Below are 20,143 nucleotides of genomic sequence, written 5' to 3'. Positions count from 1 at the left end.
CGCCTGCGGATCGCCTTGCCGATCGGGCAATGAGTGGTCCTGGTGAGAGTCGGCCGATCAGGGATGGATGGGTGAGCAGGATGAACAGGATGAGACGTACCGCGTCGGCGGTCTCGGTGACCGTCTTCGCGTCGACCGCCATGGTGTTCTTCGGGGCTGCCGGGGCGAGCGCCGCTCAGCCCACGTGCTTCGGCCGCCCGGCGACGAACCCGGGCAGCACCACCGGAACGCCCGGGCCGGACGTGATCATCGGCACCTCGGGGGCGGACACGATCGACGGCAGGGGCGGTGGCGACCTCATCTGCGGCCTGGGCGGGGACGATCACCTCTTCGGGGGGCCCGGCGACGACGCGATCGACGGCGGCGACGGCAGCGACGGCATCGTCGGCGACACCGCCGCCCCGACGGGCGACGCGACGGCGGCCACCGGCGCCACCACCGGAAGGAACCGGCTGTACGGCGGCCCGGGCGACGACGCCATCACGGGGGACAACTCGGCGGCTCAGGGCGATGCGGACGGGGCGTCCCCGGACATGGAGTTCGGCGGCGACGGCACTGACAGCATGGTCGGCGACAGCCGGGGTGACCACGTGACGGGCGGTGCGAACGACCGTCTCGAAGGAGGGAACGGCGACGACAGCCTCATCGGCGACTCGCTCGGCTTCTACTCGGCCGCCGGTGCCGGGGACGACGTGCTCCTGGAGGGCCCCGGCCAGTTCGGCGACGTGACGGGTGACAGCTCCTCCTTTGTGGGGGATGTGAGCGGCAGCGGCGGCGACGACGTCATCGACCTGGGCCCGGACGGCGCCCTCTTCGCCTTCGGGGACCACCAGACCTCGCAGGGCAGGGCCATCGGCTCCGGCAACGACCTGATCACCGGCGGCAGCGGCGACGAACTCCAGATCGTCGGCGACAGCTCCGTCGGCGACCCCACCGGGCTGACCGCGGGGAACGACGTCATCTCCGGACGTGGCGGCGCCGACACCCTCATCGGGGACAACGCCGGCCAGGACTTCCGCCCGATCGGCACCGCGGGCGGCGCGGACCGGATCCTCGGCGGCCCCGGCAACGACACCCTCGACGGCGGCCCCGGCAACGACGTCCTCGACGGCGGTGCCGGCACGGACGCCTGTGACGGCGGCCCGGGGAACGACATCGTCCTCCGCTGCGAGAGCTGACGGACCGCCCGGACAACTCTTCCTGCGAAGGGGTGTCACGGTGCGGACGGCCGAGCACAATACGTCTGCCATGGCACCCCGACTCCTCGTCCACACCCGCACCACCGACTACCGTCACGACTCCATCCCGGACGCCGTCGAAGCCGTACGCGGGCTCAGCGGGTTCGCCGTCGAGCACAGTGAGGACCCGGCGGATCTGGAGCGGCCCCTGGCCGGATACGCGGCCGTCGTCTTCCTCTCCACCAGCGGTGACGTGCTGACCCCGGCCGGGCGCCGACGGCTCGCGGAGTACGTCGAGTCGGGCGGCGGATTCGTCGGCGTGCACGCGGCGGCCTGCACGGAGTACGACTGGCCGTACTACGGCGAACTCCTCGGCGCCCGCTTCGAGCGGCACCCCGCGTACCAGCCGGGGAAAGCCGTCGTGGAGGACCCCGATCACCCCGCGACCCGGCACCTTTCCGCCGTCTGGGACGTCACCGACGAGTGGTACGACTTCCACTCCAACCCCCGCGGCCGGGTGCGGGTGCTGCTGCGTGCGGACGAGGCGTCGTACGACGGGGGCGGGATGGGGGCCGACCATCCGCTGGCCTGGTGCCGTCGACAGGGGAGCGGGCGGGTGTTCTACACGGCCCTCGGACACGCCGCCGAGGCCTACCGCGCACCGGCCTTCCTGGCCCACCTGAGCGGCGGGATCACCTGGGCGGGACGGCTCTCCGAGTGACGTTTCTGCGGTGAACCCGTTCCGCCATTGAGGTGAGTAAAGCTGGTGCACGGCACTGGTCACGTGCGTATCTATAGATGCTCTTGTCTTGGTAAAGGGCGTCGAGACGCGGTGGACCGGCCCCCGGCCCCGCGCCACCACCCACAGGAGGAGCCGGACCTTGAGTTACGGAAACAAGCTGCGCGAGCGGATCGCCGGGCCCGGGACCACACCGCTGATCGGCGTGTACGACATGTACTCGGCCTCGATCGCGGCCAAGCACTACGACGGGATGTTCGTCTCGGGCTTCGGTTTCGCGGCCTCGTACTACGGGCTGCCGGACATCGGCTTCATCGCCTGGCCGGACATGGTGGCCTTCGTCCAGCGGCTGCGGGGCGCGTTCCCGCACCACCATCTGCTGGTCGACATCGACGACGGATACGTCGATCCCGAGGTCGCCTGCCACGTCGTCGAGGGACTGGAACGCATCGGCGCCTCCGGGGTGATCCTGGAGGACCAGAAGCGGCCCCGCCGCTGCGGGCACGCCGACGGCAAGCAGGTGCTGCCGCTGGAGGAGTACCTGGAGAAGCTGGAGAAGGTCCTGCAGACCCGCAAGGACCTGGTCGTCGTCGCCCGCACGGACGCCACCGACGAGCACGACATCCTGCACCGCGCCGAGCGGCTGGCCGCGACCGACGCCGACGTGGTCCTGGTCGACGGGGTGCGCAGCGTGGAGTGGATCAAGCGCATCCGTGAGGTCGTCGGGGACAAGCCGCTGCTGTTCAACCAGATCGCCGGCGGCAAGTCGCCCCGCCTGTCACTCGGTGAACTGTCCGACCTCGGGGTCGACGTCGCGATCTACAGCACCCCCTGCCTGTTCGCCGCCCACGAGGCGATGGACTCCGCGCTCGCCGGGCTGAAGGCGGCCGACGGCCGGCTTCCGCAGGTGGACCCGGCCGGCGGGGTCGGGGTGAAGGCGTCAACGAGCCTGCTGGAGCGCAACATCGCCCCCGAGCGGCTGCAGCCCGAGGGTGTGGGCGTGTGACGGCTGCCGTATCCCGCCTCGGGGCGGCCGCGGTGCTCGCGGTGACGCTCCTCGGGACCGGTGCCGGAGCCGGTGCCGCGCCCGCGGTCGCGAACGGGAGCAGTCTGATCACCGTCATCGACAACTCGCAGGCCGACTCCATCCTCGAGGTCGACCGGACGGCCAACCTCCAGACCGGCAGCGGCACGGCCGGCAGCGACCACGACGGCAGCGCCGTGGACGTGGTGGAGGCCCTGGTCGGGGCCGCCGGCCGGGACGGAGACGACTGAACAGGAACGGCAGGACGACGGCCGGGCACCCCGTGCGGGAGGTGCCCGGCCGTCGCGTTGTGCGGTGCCGCTCAGTCCTCGCGCAGGCCCGTCTCCTGCTTCGGGTCGTGTGTGTCGCCGGGTACGGCCACGGTGGCGCGGTGCTGCGCGGGGGCGACGATCCGGCTCGCGGCCCGGGCGGTGCCGTAGGCGGTGACCAGGGCGACGGCGGCCGCGGCGAGGGCCGCCGCGGTGCGCGTGGAGGGATTCATGCCCGGTCAACGATCCCGGGTTCGGGTGGTCACCGTGCCGCGCCTGAACGCGCGGCGGGCGGCGCGGCCGTACTCGCCCTGCGCACCAGCCGGGTCGACAGTTCCGTCCGGGTAGCTTCCGGGCGCTCGCCGGCCATCATCCGCACCAGCGGTCCGAGCGCGGTCGCGGCCTCCGCGAGCGGCCGGCGGACGGTGGTCAGTGCCGGGGTCACCCAGCGGGCCTCGGGCAGATACCCCCCCCCAATGGCCCAGCGCCGGGTCTGTGCACTGGAATACATCCGGGCGGTGTGGCGCTCTGATGTGAACGGTGCACGAGCGCGGCGAAGGGCTGGTGGGCGATGACGGCAGACCAGACGGGCCCCGTGGTCAGAACGCCCCACGGGGCCGTGCGCGGCCGGTACGAGCAGGGCATCGCGGTGTTCCGGGGCATCCCGTACGCCGCCCCGCCCGTCGGGGCCCGGCGGTTCAGGCCGCCCGAGCCGCCCGAGCCGTGGGACGGGGTGCGCGACGCCGGCGCCTTCGGGCCCACGGCGCCGAAACCGCCGTACTCCGAGGCGTTCGCCCAGTACCTGTCCGACCCGGTCGTCGGCGGCGACGACTGCCTCAACCTCAACGTCTGGACTCCCGAGCCGGGCCCCGGAGCCCGGCTGCCGGTCCTGGTCTGGCTGCACGGCGGCGCCCTGACCAGAGGTTCCTCGGCCGTCCCCGTGTACAACGGCCGCGCCTTCGCCCGTGACGGAGTCGTCTGCGTCTCGGTCAACTACCGATTGGGCGTGGAGGGCTACGGACTGTTCCCGGACGCGCCGCCCAACCCCGGCCTGCGCGACCAGCTCGCCGCACTGCGCTGGGTGCACGAGACGATCGCGGCCTTCGGCGGCGACCCCGGCAACGTGACCCTCTGCGGACAGTCGGCCGGTGCGATCAGCACGGGTGCCCTGATCGCCGCACCCCAGGCCCAGGGCCTGATACGGCGGGCGGTCCTGCAGAGCGGACCGCCGGAGGCCTCCGAACGCGACAGGGTGCGGCGCATGGTGCGCCGCATCGCCACCAGACTGAAGATCCCCGCCACCGCCGAGGCCTTCGCCGCCGTCGACCGCGACCTGCTGCTGCGCACCCAGGCGGAGGTGGGACGGCGGAGCAGCCCCGTCCTGGGCGGTCCCGCCTTCGGCATCGTCGTGGACGGCGACCTCGTACCCTGCGACCCGCTCCAGGCCCTGATCGACGGCGAGGCCGCCCAGGGCGTCGACCTGCTCATGGGCTGGACCCGGGACGAGTACCGGCTGTGGCTGGTGCCCGGCGGCCTCCTGGAGCGCGTGGACCGGCTGGGCGCGGCCGCCCTGGCCGGCGCCATGGCCCGCTGCCATGTCGGCCACGAGGTGCCCCGCGGCTACCGAACCCTGCACCCCGACGCGGGGACCGCCGAGATCGTCGGCCAGATGGTCACCGACCACCTGCTGCGCATCCCCCTGCACCGGCTGGCCGACGCCCGCCCCGGCACCTCGTACGTCTACGAGTTCGCCTGGCCGTCCCGCCTCCCGGGCCTCGGCGCCTGCCACGCCCTGGAGCTCGGGTTCGTCTTCGACACCGGCGACGTCCCGGAGTCGGCCAAGCTGGCCGGCGAGGGGGCCCCGCGGGAGCTGGCCGACGCGATGCACGCGGCGTGGGTACGGTTCGCCGCGACCGGGGACCCCGGCTGGCAGCCCTGGGACGCCTCACATCCGGTACGGATCTTCGGCGACGGTGTGCCGCGCACCGCCTATGGCCCACGGGACGCGGAAATCGCCCTGTGGTCGGCCGCCCCCACCGTCCCGGAACCCGCGCCCCCCTCCGACGTACAGGCCCCCGGAGTCGAACTGGCCTCGGCCGTACGGCGCTTGCGCCGCTCGGTGGGTGCCCGGCGCCGCTGACTCGCGGCCCCGTGGCACCGGCGACTCGTCGGTCACCCGGCGCCGCCGACTCGTCAGCCCCCGAGGCCGGCGGGAATCACACCAGCCGAGCGATGGAGGCGATCGCCTCCGGCCCCACCCGGCAGCAACCGCCGATCAGCCGCGCCCCCGCATCCCGCCAGGCCTTGACCTGCTCGGCGCCGAAGGTCGTCCGCCCCCTCCAGGCCCGGGCCCGCGCGTCCCACGCCTCACCGCTGTTGGGGTAGACGACCACCGGCTTTCCGGTCACCCGGGCCGCGACCTCCACCGCGTGCTCGACATCCCCGGGAGCACAGCAGTTGACCCCGACAGCGATGATCTCGTCGACGTCGGCGGCCTGCGCGAAGGCCTCCTCAAACGGCTGGCCGGCCCGGGTGCGCCGGCCGTCGACGGTGTACGAGAGCCAGGCCGGCACCCCCAGCCCCCGCACACCCCTCAGCAGGGCAGCCGCCTCATCGGCGTCCGGGACGGTTTCCAGAGCCAGCGCATCGGGGCCGGCGCCGGCCAGCACCTCCAGCCGCGGCCGGTGGAACCGCTCCAGCTCCCCGAGGCTCAGCCCGTACCGCCCCCGGTACTCGGACCCGTCCGCCAGCATCGCCCCGTACGGTCCGACCGACGCCGCCACCCACAGCGGACGCTCGGCCCCGGCGGCCCGCGCCCGCCGGGCCGCTTCGCGGGCCAGCTCGACACTCGACACCAGCAGCCGGGCAGCCTCCTCGTGGCCGATCCCGCGCTGGGCGAAGCCCTCGAAGGTGGCCTGGTAGCTGGCGGTGATCGCCACGTCCGCGCCGGCCGTGAAGTAGGCGAGGTGCGCCTCGGTGACCGCCTCGGGCCGCTCGGCCAGCAGCCGTGCCGACCACAGCCCGTCGCTCAGCTCGTGCCCGGCCGCCTCGAGCTGGTTGGACATGCCGCCGTCGAGCACGACCGTTCCGGCGGCGAGGGCCTCGGCGAGGGCGGGGGAGGTGTTGCCGGTCATGTCACGACGCTAGTCGAAGCGCGGCGCGAACGGACCGGCCCGGCCGCCCGGTCCTCCTCGCCGATCGCGGGTCCCCGTGCGCTGGTCGCTGATCGCGGGTCCCCGTGCGCTGGTCGCCGTTCGCGGGTCCCCGTGCGCTGGTCCCCGCGCGCTGGTCGGTGATCGCGGGCGCGGAGAGCCGGGGGACCGAGCGCCGAGGTCGGTACCGCGCGGACGTTGCATGAGAATGCGAGATGTTGCATAGTTTTGCCATGTCCAAGGTCCTCACCTCCCTCCCCATCGGCGAGCGGGTCGGCATCGCCTTCTCCGGCGGCCTCGACACCTCGGTCGCCGTCGCCTGGATGCGCGACAAGGGCGCCGTCCCGTGCACCTACACCGCCGACATCGGTCAGTACGACGAGCCCGACATCGCCTCCGTGCCCGGCCGTGCCTTCGCGTACGGCGCCGAGATCGCCCGCCTCGTCGACTGCCGTGCCGCGCTGGTCGAGGAAGGGCTGGCGGCGCTCGCCTGCGGCGCGTTCCACATCCGGTCCGGCGGCCGGCCGTACTTCAACACCACGCCGCTGGGGCGCGCCGTGACCGGCACGCTGCTGGTGCGGGCGATGCTCGAGGACGGGGTGCAGATCTGGGGCGACGGCTCCACCTTCAAGGGCAACGACATCGAGCGGTTCTACCGCTACGGGCTGCTCGCCAACCCGCACCTGCGGATCTACAAGCCCTGGCTGGACGCGGACTTCGTCACGGAGCTCGGCGGCCGCAAGGAGATGTCGGAATGGCTGCTCGCGCACGGGCTGCCGTACCGGGACTCGACGGAGAAGGCGTACTCCACGGACGCCAACATCTGGGGCGCCACGCACGAGGCCAAGACCCTGGAGCACCTCGACACCGGCATCGAGACGGTCGAGCCGATCATGGGCGTGCGGTTCTGGGACCCGGCGGTGGACATCGCCCCGGAGGACGTGACGGTCGGCTTCGACCAGGGCCGCCCGGTCACCGTCAACGGCAAGGAGTTCGCCTCCCCGGTCGACCTCGTCATGGAGGTCAACGCGATCGGCGGCCGGCACGGGCTCGGCATGTCCGACCAGATTGAGAACCGGATCATCGAGGCCAAGAGCCGCGGCATCTACGAGGCGCCCGGCATGGCGCTGCTGCACATCGTCTACGAACGCCTGGTCAACGCGATCCACAACGAGGACACCGTGGCCGCGTACCACAACGAGGGCCGGCGGCTCGGCCGGCTGCTCTACGAGGGCCGCTGGCTGGACCCGCAGGCGCTGATGGTGCGCGAGTCGCTGCAGCGCTGGGTCGGCGCCGCGATCACCGGCGAGGTGACCCTGCGGCTGCGGCGCGGTGAGGACTACTCGGTCCTCGACACCCGCGGCCCGGCGCTCAGCTACCACCCGGACAAGCTCTCCATGGAGCGGACCGAGGACTCGGCGTTCGGCCCCGTGGACCGCATCGGCCAGCTCACCATGCGGAACCTGGACATCGCCGACTCCCGGTCGCGGCTCGAGCAGTACGCGACCCTGGGCATGGTCGGCACCGGCCACCCGACGCTCGTCGGCGCCGCGCAGGCGGCCTCGACCGGTCTGATCGGCGCCATGGCCGAGGGCGGCGCCGAGGCGATCGCCTCGCGCGGCGAGGCCACGGACGAGGAGACGATGCTCGACCGCGCCGCGATGGAGTCCGGCACGGACTGAGACCGGCCGACTGTCGCACCTACCTGGGCCACGGGCCCCGGCGGACCCTGTGCCGCCGGGGCCCGCCGTCACAGGTGCTGCGCGGGACCGGTCCGCGACGAACTCCTCGCCCGGCATCTGGTGCCGAGGGCAGGGCGCGGGTGGGATGAGGCCCTGGGGCGCCCCGACCGGAACCGGGGCGCTCCAGGCCCACCGGGAAGGAAGAACCGCCGCTGTGATCGAACTGCCCGCCGACGACCGCTCCGTGAGCCCGTACACCGGCTACACCCGCGCCCACTGGGAGGCCGCCGCCGACGCCCTGCTCGCCGCCGTGGAGCCGTACGCCACCCCCGACCGCGCGCTCTACCACCTCCCCGGCGACCACGTGAGCCACGCGGGTCACCTCTCCGACGGCCTGGAGGGATACGCCCGTACGCTGCTGCTGGCCGCCTTCCGCCAGGACGAGACCGCGCTCGGCCGCTACGCCGAGGGCCTCCGGGCCGGCCCCGGCGGTGTCTGGCCGAGGATCGCCGACCGCAGCCAGCCCCTGGTCGAGGCCGCCTCGATCGCCCTTGCCCTGCGGCTGACCCGGCCACTGCTGTGGGACCGCCTGGACCAGCCGGTGCGCGAGCGCACGGCGGCCTGGCTGACGGACGCGCTGACCGCCGAACCCTGGCCCTGCAACTGGGAGTTGTTCCCGGTCACCGCGGGCGGATTCCTGGCGGAGATCGGCCACGAGGCCGAGGCGGCCCGCGAGGCGATCGACCGTGGCCTGGAGCGCATCGAGGACTGGTACGTCGGCGACGGCTGGTACACCGACGGGGACGGCCGCAAGTGTCGCCCTGGGCGCGACCCTGGTGGACGACCGGCGCAAGGCCGACGGCACCGGCTGGGCGGTCCTGGCCGATCCGAACGCGTCTAACTAGCGGTTCTAGAGTACAGGCCCCGTTGCCCCTGGTCAGCCGACGTGCAGAAGCCCCGGCCATGCGTCACGGGGGGAGCAACGCACAGACGGGGCAGCCGACTTGCTGAGCCTTGATTGCCGTCCTCAGCAAGCCGGGTCATTCGTCCCGGGTCACGTGGGCATGGTCGGTCACGACACGGCCGTCCGGCGTCGTCTGGACCTGCGCGGGTGACGCCATCAGACGCGCCGCTACCTTCTGCACGACGTCGGCGTTCCACGTTCCCAGGGCCACCATCGGACGGCCGTCCGGCGCTACACGCGGAGCCAGCCAGCCAAGGTCCCGATTCGGAATCCCGATTGCCAGCAGTGCTTGCCGCAGCGCCTCATGCGCGTCGGCAGCGGCTTGCTTGCTGCTCTTGTAGATCTCCATAGGAATCACGAGCGCCGCCCCCTGCTCCTGTGCGGGTGGTTCCGGATCTCGACGTTGAAGTCTGAGACCTTGGACATGTCGCCCTCTGCGCGTGCCTCCGAACGCTGCTCAGCCAACGCTTGGCACACGTCGCAATCCGCTACAGGCTCCGGGGCGCCGTCGAGCCTCAGCGGCAGTTCTACGGGCGAACTGGGGTAAGTCCTGGGCAGGGTCATGCGTGCACTCCAGCCCTCTGGTGCAGCGTGAGGATTCTGGTTGTATGGGTCACGTCGTCAACCCCCTGATGGTTGGTGGCCACGCCCCCGGACGTTCGCCCGTCGCGGGGGTCCTTGCTCCCAAACTTTCCGCCCCAGAGAGTGACTGCATAGCGGCCCCCTGTAGGCCAACTGTCGGCCAGAATTGGGACATGGGGAGCAGCATCGGGGCCAACATCCGGCGGCTACGCGAAGAACGCGGCTGGAGTCAGGCACGGCTAGCGCGTGAGGTCTGCAAGGCAGCGGGGGTGATCGGTGATCCGGTCGGGCGGCAGGAGATCAGCCGTTGGGAGACGGGCAAACGCACGCCCCGTGAATGGCTGCCGTTCCTCGCTGCCGCCGTGGGCGTGCCGGTGGATGCGCTCAGGGCGCCGCAGAATCCCGCAGAGCCCCCTTTGCCGACCCTGGCTGACTTCCTACCCGAAGAAGACCCGCTAAGCCCGCTGGAAGCCCGTACAGGTCGAATCGGCATGTCCACGGTGGATGACCTACAACAGCGCGTGCATGGGCTCAGGCTGGCTGATGACGTGCTGGCAGGGGGAGACCTAGTCCGCCCGGCACTCAGAGACCTTCGGCGCGCTGTGAAGCTGTACCGAGAGAACACGTATGGCAGCGAAGTAGGGCGGCAACTTCTCCGGCAGATCGGGGAGTTGGCACAGATTGCCGGATGGATTGCCAGCGATGCCGGACAGCACGAAGAGGCAGAGCGCATCTACCGGCTAGGAATCAGCTCGGCAAGGCAGGCTGAGGATCACACCCTTGCCGGGAACATCGCCGGGTCACTCGCCTACCAGCTCAGCAACACAGGACGCGAGTACGAGGGGCTCACGCTGGCGCAAGCGGCCTTGTATGACGCTGGCAGCGAGGCATCCCCGAAAGCCCGCGCGCTGTATCTGGACCGCGTGGCGTGGGCTCACACGAAAGCCGGGGGAGTCGAGAACGGGCAGCAAGCTCTGCGCGCACTGGGGGAAGCCGGGCAAGCGCTCAGCGAAGACAACCCCGGGACGGAGTCGCCTGCATACCTGTACTGGGTGGATGCCGGGGAACTCCGGGTGATGGAATCCCGGGTCTACACGGAGCTTCACCGCCCCTTGCGCGCTGTGCCCTTGCTCCGGGAAGTCCTCAGCGGCTATGACGCCACCCATACCCGGGAAATGGCTCTGTACCTGTCTTGGCTGGCCGTGGCGCTGGCTGATGCCAATGAACCAGAAGAGGCGGCAGCCGTAGCCGAGCGGATCATTTCCCTAGCATCTGACACATCGTCAGAAAGAGTGGTCGAACGGGTGCGCGTCATCCTAAGCCGGTTGAAGGGGTACGCGGATGTGCCGGAAGTGGCCGCCCTGCTCGCTGAGCACCAGGCAGCCTAGGAGGACCAGCCGGGTGCTTGCGCGGCACTGCCACCAACCCGATTGCGGAATCGTCGCCATCGAGAGCGTTTCTGGACTTCGGTTCCGTCTCGGTCAAGAATTTCACTGGCAACTGTGCCGAGCGCGTTAACAGAGTCGACTAGAGGATTTGTGAATTCATGCCGTCTATTTAGCGTGTCCTCGTATTCCTGGCGCGCCGCCTCCTCTTCGTCTTCTTCGTCGTGATCCGCAATGGCGCGCATCCGGGCAACTATCCGTGACGACAGGGGCGCGGACGGACGACCGGAAAGCCGCCGCGCAAACGGTCGAGGTTGCGGCGCTAGCTTTTCTCCTCCCTGCCGAGTGGCTAGCGAGGGGAAGGGCGTCATCCCCGGGTGTAGGCGTGCACCGATTTTCGTCAAAGCACGCTGATGTTTCGTGGGTTCGCTCCGCCTACTTGGCTGCGTTCTCTGCCTTGGGGTGGAGCTACATTCTCCAGCCAGAATTGAACCCTATCCGGGAACAGATCAAGCCCGGATCACCCGCCACTCTGCCGTCAATTATCGGCTTCAACTCCAGTCATGATTCCGACGGTAGGAAAATCATGATCGTTGAAGAACCGGGGGAGCTGAGTAGTGTGGTCGTAAGAATCGGCCACTACACAGTTTTCCTCCCGGACCCGTGGGGGACTCGGACTCTTGATCAGTTGGCGGAGTCAATTTCAGGCTTGTGGGATGAGGCTGGCAAAGTGCCGTTCAACTTGAACGGCAAGATTGTCCCGTGGCCGACCAAGCCAATGTACGCACTGGACATGCTGATTCCTTAGCGCCAGCACACATGACAGCGACGTAGCCGCGATACAAAGGCGCAGGTCAGAAAACGTGGGGATTTCGGCCGGCCGAGGGTGCCTGGTTGCGTCAGCACACCCCGGACACGCGCTCTTGACCACCTGCCTTGAAGGTCAGCAAGGTTGGCGTCATGGATGCAGGAACAGCCGCCGTGCTAGGGGCACTTGCCGGGTCGGTCGCGACGATTGGTGCAGCGCTGGCAACCGGGTGGGCGCAGCGGGAAGGCGCGCGCATCACCGCTCGCTCAGAGCATCGCAAGGAACGACGACAGCCTAGGTATGGGGCCTACAAGGACTTCATTACTGAGGCGTCTAGAATGAATGATCGTGTCGGCATTTTCGCGGTTGACTACGACTCCTTCCCTTTCGAACGTATCGACTCGAATTTCACCGCGCGCTGCGAGGAAGCAGCAGATGCAGTAAAGGAGAAGTGGGTAGAGGTTGCTCTGGCTGGTCCTAAAGAAATAGCGGAAACAGCTAGCCGACTCGAAAGACTCAGCAATGCCATAATTTTCCGCGTACTAGGTCTCCATCAGTACACGTCCGGCGAGAGGAGTGCTGACCAAAGAGACTTGTTGGGGATCAGAAGCCGGATAGGGGAGGAGGCGCAAGAATTTGAGCATACCTTGGATCGGTTCATATTCCTTGCTCAGGCAGCTCTTGATGATGACGGCAGCCTTAAGTAGGTGCCCTGTGTGGATGGAACACAGGGCATCACTGTCAGAGGCTGGGGTCGTAGTGGTCAGCCCACATCTGGGCGGAGCACGTCCAGTGGAATGGCCGGTGGCATCAGCGGCTTACCGTCAGCGCCGTAGTGGGTAAGGTCAATGAGTGTGCCCCGCTGTCGGTATGTGCCGCGCCTTACCGGAGCGCTGCCCGGAGGAAAGACCACGTCCGCCGCACTATGGGTGTCGGTCTTGCTGGCGCTGACTCCTAGGTCTACGGCTTCCCCGATGATCTCTGCGCCGATGGATGCTGCGGCGCTCTCATTGGCGGCGCGCTGACGGCCGGGGCTGGTGGTCTCGTCGGTCTCGACGGACAGGCGGATAGCGGACACGGCACGGGTCTGGTCAGTCTTCACGGACCCGTGTGAGTGAGTCGAACGCTGACCCTCGCTGACCAGGGACGATGCGGCCACGATGGCACCACTCCAGAACTCCTAGAACGGTGCGTTCGGAGACCCCGAGGGCAACGAGTTCTGCGTGGAGCGCAGCGCGGCCGAGCGCGCGGAGTGACCGGCGGCGGACGGCGAGGTCGGGCGGGTGCCGGGGCACTACGGCCCCTCCTGCGGCGAGGCGCGCGCGCCGGAGCGGAGCGTCTCGGTGAGCAGGTCGGCGAACTCCACGGGGTGATCGAGGGTGCCGAGATGCCCGCCGGGGAACTCCACCAACGCGCTGCCGAGACGGTCGGCGACCAACTCGGTCGCCCGGTGAAGGAGTTGGCCGCGTGAGTCGGCGCCGACAGCGAGGGTGAGGCGGTGCGCGGGGGTGGCGGGGGAGGGGACGTAGGTGGTGAACGGGCGCAGGACGTGGGCGAGGAAGACGCCCATCGGGGTCGCCGAGGCGCCCTCGGCGGCCGGCCGGCCGGGACCGTCCAGCCGACCGATCAGCTCCTCCCGCCGCTGCGGGCCGTCCGGCAACACCGTCACGCAGGGCGGCTCGTGCGCCACCACGTGCGCCAGCCGCCGCGGCGACCGGGCGAGCAGATCGAGGACCGCGATGCCGCCGGAGCTGGTCCCGAACACGTGCGCACGCTCGCCCGGCGGCACTACCGCCTCCAGCACCCGGTGCGCCCCGTCGCTCCAGTCCGCCGGCCGTTGGTCCGGGACCGGCAGGCCGAGCTGGCCGTGGGCGAGGCCCAGCGGGTCGTACGTCACCACGGTGAAGCGGCGCGCCAGCCGCTCGGTGAGCGGTCCGAGCCCCATGGGGTGCCCGGCCCCGCCCGGCACCAGCAGGAGGACGGGACCGCTGCCCGTGACGTCGTAGTGCGGGGGCTCACTCATCGCCGTTGTTCTCCCGGGGCCAGTGCGTGAGGGTGAGGTGCAGGGCTTCGACCGCCTTGTCCCAGGAGGCCTGGACGTCCCGGTCCGCGCCGAAGCCGCCGGCGGACTCCAGGGCGCAGTAGCCGTGGAAGGTGCTGCGCAACAGGCGTACCGCGTCCGTCAGATCGGGCTCGTCCAGGCCGTAGGCGCGCAGCATGCCGTAGGTGATCTCGGCCGTGCGGCGCAGGGCGGGGGAGTCGGCGATCAGGGCCTGGTCGATGCGGATCTGGGTGGCCGCGTACCGGCCCGGGTGGCGCAGGGCGTAGGCCCGGTAGGCACCCGCGAACGCGGCCAGCGCGTCCTTGCCGGCCCGGCCGGCCACGGCCTCGGCGATCCGGTCGATCAGCTCACCGCCCGCGTGCAGTGCGAGCCGGGTGCGCAGGTCGTTCAGGCCCCGGACGTGGGAGTACAGACTCGCGTCCTTCACCCCGAACCGCCGGGCCAGCGCGGACAGGCTGACCTTCTCGAAGCCCACCTCGTCGGCGAGGTCGGCGGCGGCCGTGACCAGCCGGTCGACGGTGAGCCCCGCACGGGCCATGAGCCACCTCCTTGGATACCTAGGGATTATCCTAGGGCATCTAGGAAGCGGCACGCGGCTCACCCGGGAGCGAGAGCGAAGAGCCGGCCGGCCGCGGGAGCCTCAGGACCATGTCGGTCAACTGGTCTGCGACGACGGGGTCTTTGAGAAGACGAACGAGAACTGCGCGGGCTCGGCCCGCAGGTGGTACCGGGGCAGCGGACCGGGGCCGCAGGACTGCGAGCCGAGGCCGTGCTGGCCGTGGTCGAGGTTGACCCACACGCCCGCGGCGGAGCCGCCGTCGGATGCAGTGCCGGGGGACAGGTCGGTGCGGTGTGCCGCCGCGTCCAGCTGCTCGGTGGTCCAGCGGCGGGCGGTGAAGAAGAACTCCGGGTCGCCCTCGATGCGCAGGCCGCCGATCTCCGCCCAGCGGACGTCGGCTCGGGCGCCGTTCTCCTGCGGACGGACGTACGGCGTCTGCAGATCGTCCACGGTCGACTGCCAGCGGCCGACCATGGACGCCGTCCCGCTGTCCGGGTACGCCTCACCCGGGCCGCCGCCGTACCACCGCACCCGGTCGGCCGCGGACAGTGCGAAGCGGAGGCCGAGCCGGGGCAGCGGTACGCTCCAGTCTCCCTCCGGTTTCACGGACACGGTCAGCTGCAGACGATGTCCGTCCGACGTCCAGCGGTACACGGTCGACAGCCCGATCTCCCCGGCCGCGGGCGCCACCCGGGTGCGGACCGTCAGCGCGTCGTCGGCCCGCTCCACCGCGTCCAGCCGGTGCCGCATACGGTGCAGGCCGAGCTTGCGCCACAGCGGGCCGTAGCGGATGTCGGTCTGCCAGGCGGCACCGTCGTCGTTGTCGGTGGGGGCCCGCCACACGTCCAGGCGCAGCCCGGTGACGTCCACCCCGCCGACCGACCTCGGCGCGCCGGTGCGGGCGTCGAACGAGGCCGGACCGAGGGTGATCAGACCGTCGCCGAGGACCGGCCCGTCGGTCGCCGCGACCGCCGGCACCTGGCGGGCGGACACCGCGAACTGGCCCCAGGCGACGACGTGGTCCTTCGGCGCCCACGGGGCGTCGGCGGCGAGCAGCGCGCGTACCGTCCAGTGGGCCTCGCCGGCCGCGGTCGCCACCGGCGGCTCGGGCAGCTTCACCTCGGCCGACTCGCCGGGCGCGAGCGCGGGCACCGTCAGGGCACCCGTCCCGACCGTCTCGCCGTTCACCTCGTAGGACCAGGTGAACGCGAGCGCCGACAGGTCGGCGAAGTCGTACTTGTTGGTGATGCGCACCGTGCCGCCGGTGCCGCCGGTGCCGTCGCCCTCGATCGCGACCGGTTCGATCACCTTCTTGTACTCGACCAGACCGGGAGAGGGCCGGCGGTCGGGGAAGAGCAGCCCGTCGCAGACGAAGTTGCCGTCGTGCAGCTCCTCGCCGAAGTCACCGCCGTACGCGAAGCCGTACCGCTCGTCCTTGATGCCGTGGTCGATCCACTCCCAGACGAAGCCGCCCTGGAGCCGGTCGTGGGCCTCGAAGATCCGCTGGTAGTCGGCGAGACCGCCGGGGCCGTTGCCCATGGCGTGCCCGTACTCGCAGAGGATGAAGGGCAGTTCACGGCGCCTGTGCGTGCCGCCGTCCAGGCCGCGGCCGATCCGCTCGACCTCGGCGTGGTCGGCGTACATCCGCGAGTACATGTCCGTGTCACGGCAGTCGAGGTCGCCCTCGTAGTGCACGAGCCGCGAGGAGTCCCGGCCGTGGATCCACTCGGCCATGGCGGTCAGGCCGCGGCCGGTGCCGGCCTCGTTGCCCAGGGACCAGATGACGACCGAGGGGTGGTTCTTGTCCCGCTCCACCATGCGGGCGGCGCGGTCGAGCAGGGCCGGGGTCCAGCGGTCGTCGTCGACGGGGTTGTCGCGCCAGGCCTGCTCGGTGAAGCCGTGCGTCTCCAGGTCGCACTCGTCGATCACCCACAGGCCCAACTCGTCGCACAGGTCGAGGAAGGCGGGGTGCGGCGGGTAGTGCGAGGTGCGCACGGCGTTGATGTTGTGCCGCTTCATCAGCAGCACGTCCTCCCGCATGGTCGCCAGGTCGAGGGCGCGGCCCTTCTCCGGGTGCCACTCGTGCCGGTTGACGCCCTTGAAGAGGACAGCCCTGCCGTTGACCTTGATCAGGCCGTCCGCCAGTGCCACCGTGCGGAAGCCGATGCGCAGCGGCACCCGCTCGCCCTCGGTGGCCAGCACGCCGTCGTACAGCCTCGGGTTCTCCGCCGACCACGGCTCGACCGGCACCGTCACCGGCTCGCCGGTCGCGATGTCGATGCCGAGGCCCGGGACGGTAACCCGGCCGTCCACATCGGAGTCGACGCGCAGGGTGCCGGTGCCGGCGACATGGTCGTAGGAGGCGTGCACGAAGAAGTCGAGGGCGCTGCCCGCCGGGCGGTGCAGCAGGGTGACGTCACGGAAGATGCCGGGCAGCCACCACTGGTCCTGGTCCTCCAGGTACGAGCCCGCCGACCACTGGTGGACACGGACCGCCAGCACATTGCCGGCGGTCTTCAGCAGATGGCCGACCGCGAACTCGTGGGGCAGCCGGGACCCCTTGAACTCGCCCAGGTCCGTGCCGTTCAGCCAGACCCGGGCGCAGGACTCCACGCCGTCGAAGCGGAGCACCGCCCCGCCGTCGGCCGGCCAGTCCCCGGGCAGGTCGAAGACGCGCAGGTGGTCGCCGGTCGGGTTCTCGGTCGGGACCCGGGGCGGGTCGACCGGGAACGGGTAGCGGTGGTTCGTGTAGATGGGGGCACCGTGGCCCTGCAGGACCCAGTGGCCGGGGACCGACACCCCCGCCCAGTCACCGGCGTCGTACCCCTGCTGCGCGAAGGAGTCGTCCTCGGCGTCCGCCGTGTCCGACAGTCTGAAGCGCCAGCTGCCGTTCAGTGAGAGGGACTTGGCGTCCGAGGGCGCGTACCGGGCGCGGGGCGGCAGCGCCCCGGATCCCGGCGAGACGTCTTCGACGTAATCGGTGGTGGTGCGAAAGGACATCGGTCTCCTAGCTCAGCCCTTGATACCCGTCTGCGCGATCCCCTGCACCAGCCGGCGCTCGAGGGAGAGGAACACGAACAGCAGGCGGTGCGGTACGGCTCCTTGCGGGACTGGTGGTGCGCTTGGTGCCCGTCCTGTGTCCGACGGCCTGGAGTGCCCCTTCCAGTGCGAACGTGGCCGCGCCCAGGGACACCGGGTCGGTGGGGATCGGGGAGAGGACGATCTCGGTGGCGGCCAGCGGCCGCCTGAGCGCGTGCCGGGAGACGGCCGCGCGCACCTCATCGAGCAGCGGCTCGCCCAGTCGGGACGCCACCCAGCTGCTGAGCACGACCACTTCGGGATTGAGGAGGTTGATCAGGTCGGAGATCCCGGCACCCAGGTAGCGGGCGGTGTCCCGGACCACCTTGAGTGCCACGGGGTCGTTCGCGGCGACCGCCCCGGCCAGCGCGTCGATGGTGGCCGTCTGGTCCTCGGGATGCAACAGCGGGGACCCGGGGCTGAGTTCGCGCAGGTTCTGCATGATGCCGGGCGCGCCCACGTACGCCTCCACACAGCCGTGGTTGCCGCAGCGGCACAGCCGTCCGTCCAGTACGAGCGTGGTGTGCCCCCACTCGCCGGCGCTGTTGCTCACGCCCCGGTGCAGCTCGCCGCCGAGGGCCAGTCCGGCACCGACACCCGTGCCGAGGTTCACCACCACGGCGTCCCCGCGTCCCCGCGCGGCCCCGAACCACAGCTCGGCCACCGCGCAGGCGCGCAGGGGATTGTCCAGATAGAGGGGATGGGCGATGTGTTCGGCGAGCAGGCCGAGCAACGGGACGTCGTGCCAGTTCCAGTTGGGCGCGTACTCGGCGACGCCGGTGTCCCGGTCCACCTGGCCCGGCACGCTCACTCCGACACCGAGCACCCGGGCCGCCTCGACCCCGGCCTGGGCGACCACCGAACCGACGGCGGCGGCCACATGTCCGACCACCTGCTCCGGCCGGCTCTCACCCGGCCGCATGTCCTCGTCGGCGCGGGCCAGCACGTTCAGCGCCAGGTCGAACAGCTCGACGTGGACGTACGTCTCCGCGACGTCGACACCGATCAACGCGCCCCCCGACGCGTTGACGGCCACCAGACCCCGCGGCCGGCCCCCGGCGGAGTCCTCGAAACCGACCTCGGTGATCATGCGCAGGTCCAGCAGCTCGCCGACGAGCGTGGCGACCGTGGCCAGGCTCAGCCCGGTGGCGGCCGCCAGCTCCTGCCGGGACGTGGGAGACTCGGCGATGATCTGGCGCAGCACCTCGTAGCGGTTCGCCGTGCGGATGTCACGTGATGTGCGCTTCACGGAGCTGCCCCTCCCGTCCCGTCAGACCAGGCCGGGGCGAGGTGGGCACCGGCGCGGCGTCAGGCTATGGGCTGGGAGGGACTTTCGACAAGGGGTTAGGAAAGGGGCTGTGGAAAGCCCCGGCGTTCCCGGTTGCCGGTCAGTCCCGCAGGACATCCTGGACGAAGGCGTTGGTGAACTTGCCGGTGGGGTCGAGGGCTTGGGCCAGGGAGCGGAAGTCGGCCAAGCGTGCGTACCGTCGGCGGAGCGCCGTGGACGGCATGGTGAACACCTTGCCCCAGTGCGGGCGCGGATCGAAGGCGTCCAGCGCCTCCTCCACCCGCCGGACCACCGGCAGTACGGCCGCGGTGTCCTCGATCCAGGTGAAGTGCAGGGCCACCGATTCCCTGCCGTGGGCCGGGCTGAGCCACTGCGGGTCGGCGGCCACCGTACGCACCTCGCAGGTCTGCAGTACACCGGAGACCGCCGACCGGATGCCGTGGAGCGCGTGCAGCGCGTCGACGGCGGCCGACCGCGGCAGCAGATACTCCGACTGGAGTTCCTCGCCGCTGCTGGGGATGAACTCCGCCCGGAAGTGCGGCAGCCGCTCGTGCCACGGCCCCGGCACCCCGAACTGCTCGGTGCAGTTGACCGCGGGCATCCCCGGCACCGGGTGCAGCGCCTCGGTCGCGGCCGTGGCCCACGGGAAGTCCACCGGCGCCTGATCGGTGCGGCGCTTGACCCACACCTGCCGGAAACCCGGCTCCCGCCAGTCGGTGAACAGGCTCACACTGTACGCCGACGCCGCCACCGCCTCGTAGTCCAGCCCGGCCAGGGGCAGTTCGGTGAACACCTGCTGCTCAACCTCGTACGACGGCTCCAGCTCGAGGGTGAGAGCGGTGACCACGCCGAGCGCGCCGAGCGAGGTCACGGCCCCGTCGAAGCGGGCGTCCCCCCGGCCGATCGACACCGTCGAACCGTCCGCCGACACCAGCTCCACCTCCCGCACCGCCGCCGCGAGCGGACCGTTGCCCACCCCCGAGCCATGGGTGCCGGTCGCCACCGAGCCGGCCACCGAAATGTGCGGCAGCGAGGCCATGTTGGGCAGCGCCAGACCGTGCGCGTGGACCGTGCGGGCGAGTTCCGCGTACCGGACGCCGCCCGAGACCCGTACCGTACGGGCCGCGGTGTCCACCTCGATCACCGGCGGCAGGCCGGCGATCGACAGGAGCACCCCCTCGCCACCCGGTTCGGCGATCCGGTTGAAGGAATGGCCGCTGCCCAGCACCCGCACCCTCGCGCTGCCCGCCACCAGGGCCCTGAGCGCGTCGAACGTGTCCGGGCGGTGGAACTCCTTGGCCGTGTACGTGATGTTGCGCGCCCAGTTGGTGACCGTCTGCGCCGGCTCCGTCATCCCTGTCGTCCCTCCCGAG

Annotated in this window: 17 protein-coding genes and 2 pseudogenes; 9 read left to right on the top strand and 10 right to left on the bottom strand. The window is 70.9% G+C overall.

The features are described 5' to 3' along the window. The first annotated feature begins 89 nt into the window (after nt 1–89). From ACFZDC_RS06810 to ACFZDC_RS06795, 4 genes are all read left to right on the top strand, one after another. Nucleotides 90–1,178: a calcium-binding protein gene (locus tag ACFZDC_RS06810; RefSeq protein WP_391320875.1), complete on the top strand. Its 1,089-nt coding sequence runs from the start codon at nt 90–92 to the stop codon at nt 1,176–1,178. A gap of 70 nt (nt 1,179–1,248) precedes the next feature. Next, nucleotides 1,249–1,899 (top strand): ThuA domain-containing protein, encoded by a 651-nt coding sequence (locus ACFZDC_RS06805; RefSeq protein ID WP_391320873.1) that lies wholly within the window; start codon nt 1,249–1,251, stop codon nt 1,897–1,899. Between the two features lie 160 nt (nt 1,900–2,059). Beyond that, the gene (locus ACFZDC_RS06800; protein ID WP_391320871.1) at nt 2,060–2,923 is read left to right on the top strand and encodes an isocitrate lyase/phosphoenolpyruvate mutase family protein; all 864 of its coding nucleotides are present in this window, start codon (nt 2,060–2,062) and stop codon (nt 2,921–2,923) included. After that, entirely contained in the window at nt 2,920–3,192 is a 273-nt protein-coding gene (locus ACFZDC_RS06795) for a hypothetical protein (protein ID WP_391320869.1), read from the top strand. Before ACFZDC_RS06800 ends, ACFZDC_RS06795 begins: the two co-directional genes overlap by 4 nt. A 71-nt stretch (nt 3,193–3,263) precedes the next feature. On the opposite strand, the gene ACFZDC_RS06790 is transcribed toward ACFZDC_RS06795, so the two are convergent. After that, nucleotides 3,264–3,443, bottom strand: a complete 180-nt coding sequence (locus tag ACFZDC_RS06790; RefSeq protein WP_391320867.1) for a hypothetical protein — start codon at nt 3,441–3,443, stop codon at nt 3,264–3,266. Nucleotides 3,444–3,472: 29 nt separating this feature from the next. After that, nucleotides 3,473–3,688 (bottom strand): annotated as a pseudogene (locus ACFZDC_RS06785) (substrate-binding domain-containing protein); the annotation flags it as partial. A gap of 93 nt (nt 3,689–3,781) precedes the next feature. Here ACFZDC_RS06785 and ACFZDC_RS06780 point away from each other — a divergent pair. Beyond that, a complete protein-coding gene (locus ACFZDC_RS06780; RefSeq protein ID WP_391320865.1) occupies nt 3,782–5,350 on the top strand; it encodes a carboxylesterase family protein in 1,569 nt (522 codons plus the stop codon). A gap of 76 nt (nt 5,351–5,426) precedes the next feature. Here the strand turns inward: ACFZDC_RS06780 and mmuM are convergent, their stop codons facing one another. Continuing rightward, the gene (gene mmuM / locus ACFZDC_RS06775; protein ID WP_391320863.1) at nt 5,427–6,344 is read right to left on the bottom strand and encodes a homocysteine S-methyltransferase; all 918 of its coding nucleotides are present in this window, start codon (nt 6,342–6,344) and stop codon (nt 5,427–5,429) included. A gap of 251 nt (nt 6,345–6,595) precedes the next feature. On the opposite strand from mmuM, the gene argG reads away from it, so the two are divergent. Both argG and ACFZDC_RS06765 read left to right on the top strand, forming a co-directional pair. Next, nucleotides 6,596–8,044 carry an argininosuccinate synthase gene (gene argG / locus ACFZDC_RS06770; protein WP_391320861.1) on the top strand — a complete coding sequence of 483 codons (1,449 nt, stop codon included), beginning with the start codon at nt 6,596–6,598 and terminating at the stop codon, nt 8,042–8,044. 217 nt (nt 8,045–8,261) lie between these two features. Further along, a pseudogene (locus ACFZDC_RS06765) lies at nt 8,262–8,858 on the top strand (DUF2264 domain-containing protein); the annotation flags it as partial. Between the two features lie 226 nt (nt 8,859–9,084). Here ACFZDC_RS06765 and ACFZDC_RS06760 read toward each other — a convergent pair. Beyond that, the gene (locus ACFZDC_RS06760) at nt 9,085–9,357 is read right to left on the bottom strand and encodes a hypothetical protein (protein ID WP_391320859.1); all 273 of its coding nucleotides are present in this window, start codon (nt 9,355–9,357) and stop codon (nt 9,085–9,087) included. A gap of 406 nt (nt 9,358–9,763) precedes the next feature. Between ACFZDC_RS06760 and ACFZDC_RS06755 the strand changes: the two genes are divergently transcribed. Continuing rightward, nucleotides 9,764–10,978, top strand: a complete 1,215-nt coding sequence (locus ACFZDC_RS06755; RefSeq protein ID WP_391320858.1) for a helix-turn-helix domain-containing protein — start codon at nt 9,764–9,766, stop codon at nt 10,976–10,978. Nucleotides 10,979–11,911: 933 nt separating this feature from the next. Continuing rightward, complete coding sequence (locus ACFZDC_RS06750) at nt 11,912–12,490, top strand: hypothetical protein (protein ID WP_391320855.1); 579 nt, start codon at nt 11,912–11,914, stop codon at nt 12,488–12,490. Between the two features lie 56 nt (nt 12,491–12,546). On the opposite strand, the gene ACFZDC_RS06745 is transcribed toward ACFZDC_RS06750, so the two are convergent. The 6 genes from ACFZDC_RS06745 to ACFZDC_RS06720 form a co-directional block, all read right to left on the bottom strand. Then, nucleotides 12,547–12,885, bottom strand: coding sequence for a hypothetical protein (locus tag ACFZDC_RS06745; protein WP_391320853.1), 339 nt, complete (start codon nt 12,883–12,885; stop codon nt 12,547–12,549). Nucleotides 12,886–13,077: 192 nt separating this feature from the next. Then, nucleotides 13,078–13,806, bottom strand: a complete 729-nt coding sequence (locus tag ACFZDC_RS06740; protein ID WP_391320851.1) for an alpha/beta fold hydrolase — start codon at nt 13,804–13,806, stop codon at nt 13,078–13,080. Next, nucleotides 13,799–14,383: a WHG domain-containing protein gene (locus ACFZDC_RS06735; protein ID WP_391320849.1), complete on the bottom strand. Its 585-nt coding sequence runs from the start codon at nt 14,381–14,383 to the stop codon at nt 13,799–13,801. Before ACFZDC_RS06735 ends, ACFZDC_RS06740 begins: the two co-directional genes overlap by 8 nt. A gap of 117 nt (nt 14,384–14,500) precedes the next feature. Then, nucleotides 14,501–17,404: a glycoside hydrolase family 2 TIM barrel-domain containing protein gene (locus ACFZDC_RS06730; RefSeq protein ID WP_391320847.1), complete on the bottom strand. Its 2,904-nt coding sequence runs from the start codon at nt 17,402–17,404 to the stop codon at nt 14,501–14,503. A gap of 7 nt (nt 17,405–17,411) precedes the next feature. Beyond that, a complete protein-coding gene (locus ACFZDC_RS06725; protein WP_391320845.1) occupies nt 17,412–18,731 on the bottom strand; it encodes an ROK family protein in 1,320 nt (439 codons plus the stop codon). A gap of 139 nt (nt 18,732–18,870) precedes the next feature. Then, on the bottom strand, nt 18,871–20,124 hold the full coding sequence (locus ACFZDC_RS06720) for an FAD-binding protein (RefSeq protein ID WP_391320843.1): 1,254 nt from the start codon (nt 20,122–20,124) through the stop codon (nt 18,871–18,873). Nucleotides 20,125–20,143 lie beyond the last annotated feature (19 nt).

The organism is Streptomyces sp. NPDC007905, assembly GCF_042959345.1.
Taxonomy (GTDB): Bacteria; Actinomycetota; Actinomycetes; order Streptomycetales; family Streptomycetaceae; genus Streptomyces.
Note: the sequence above shows the minus strand (reverse complement) of the source record. Positions and strands in the feature narration are given on the sequence as shown.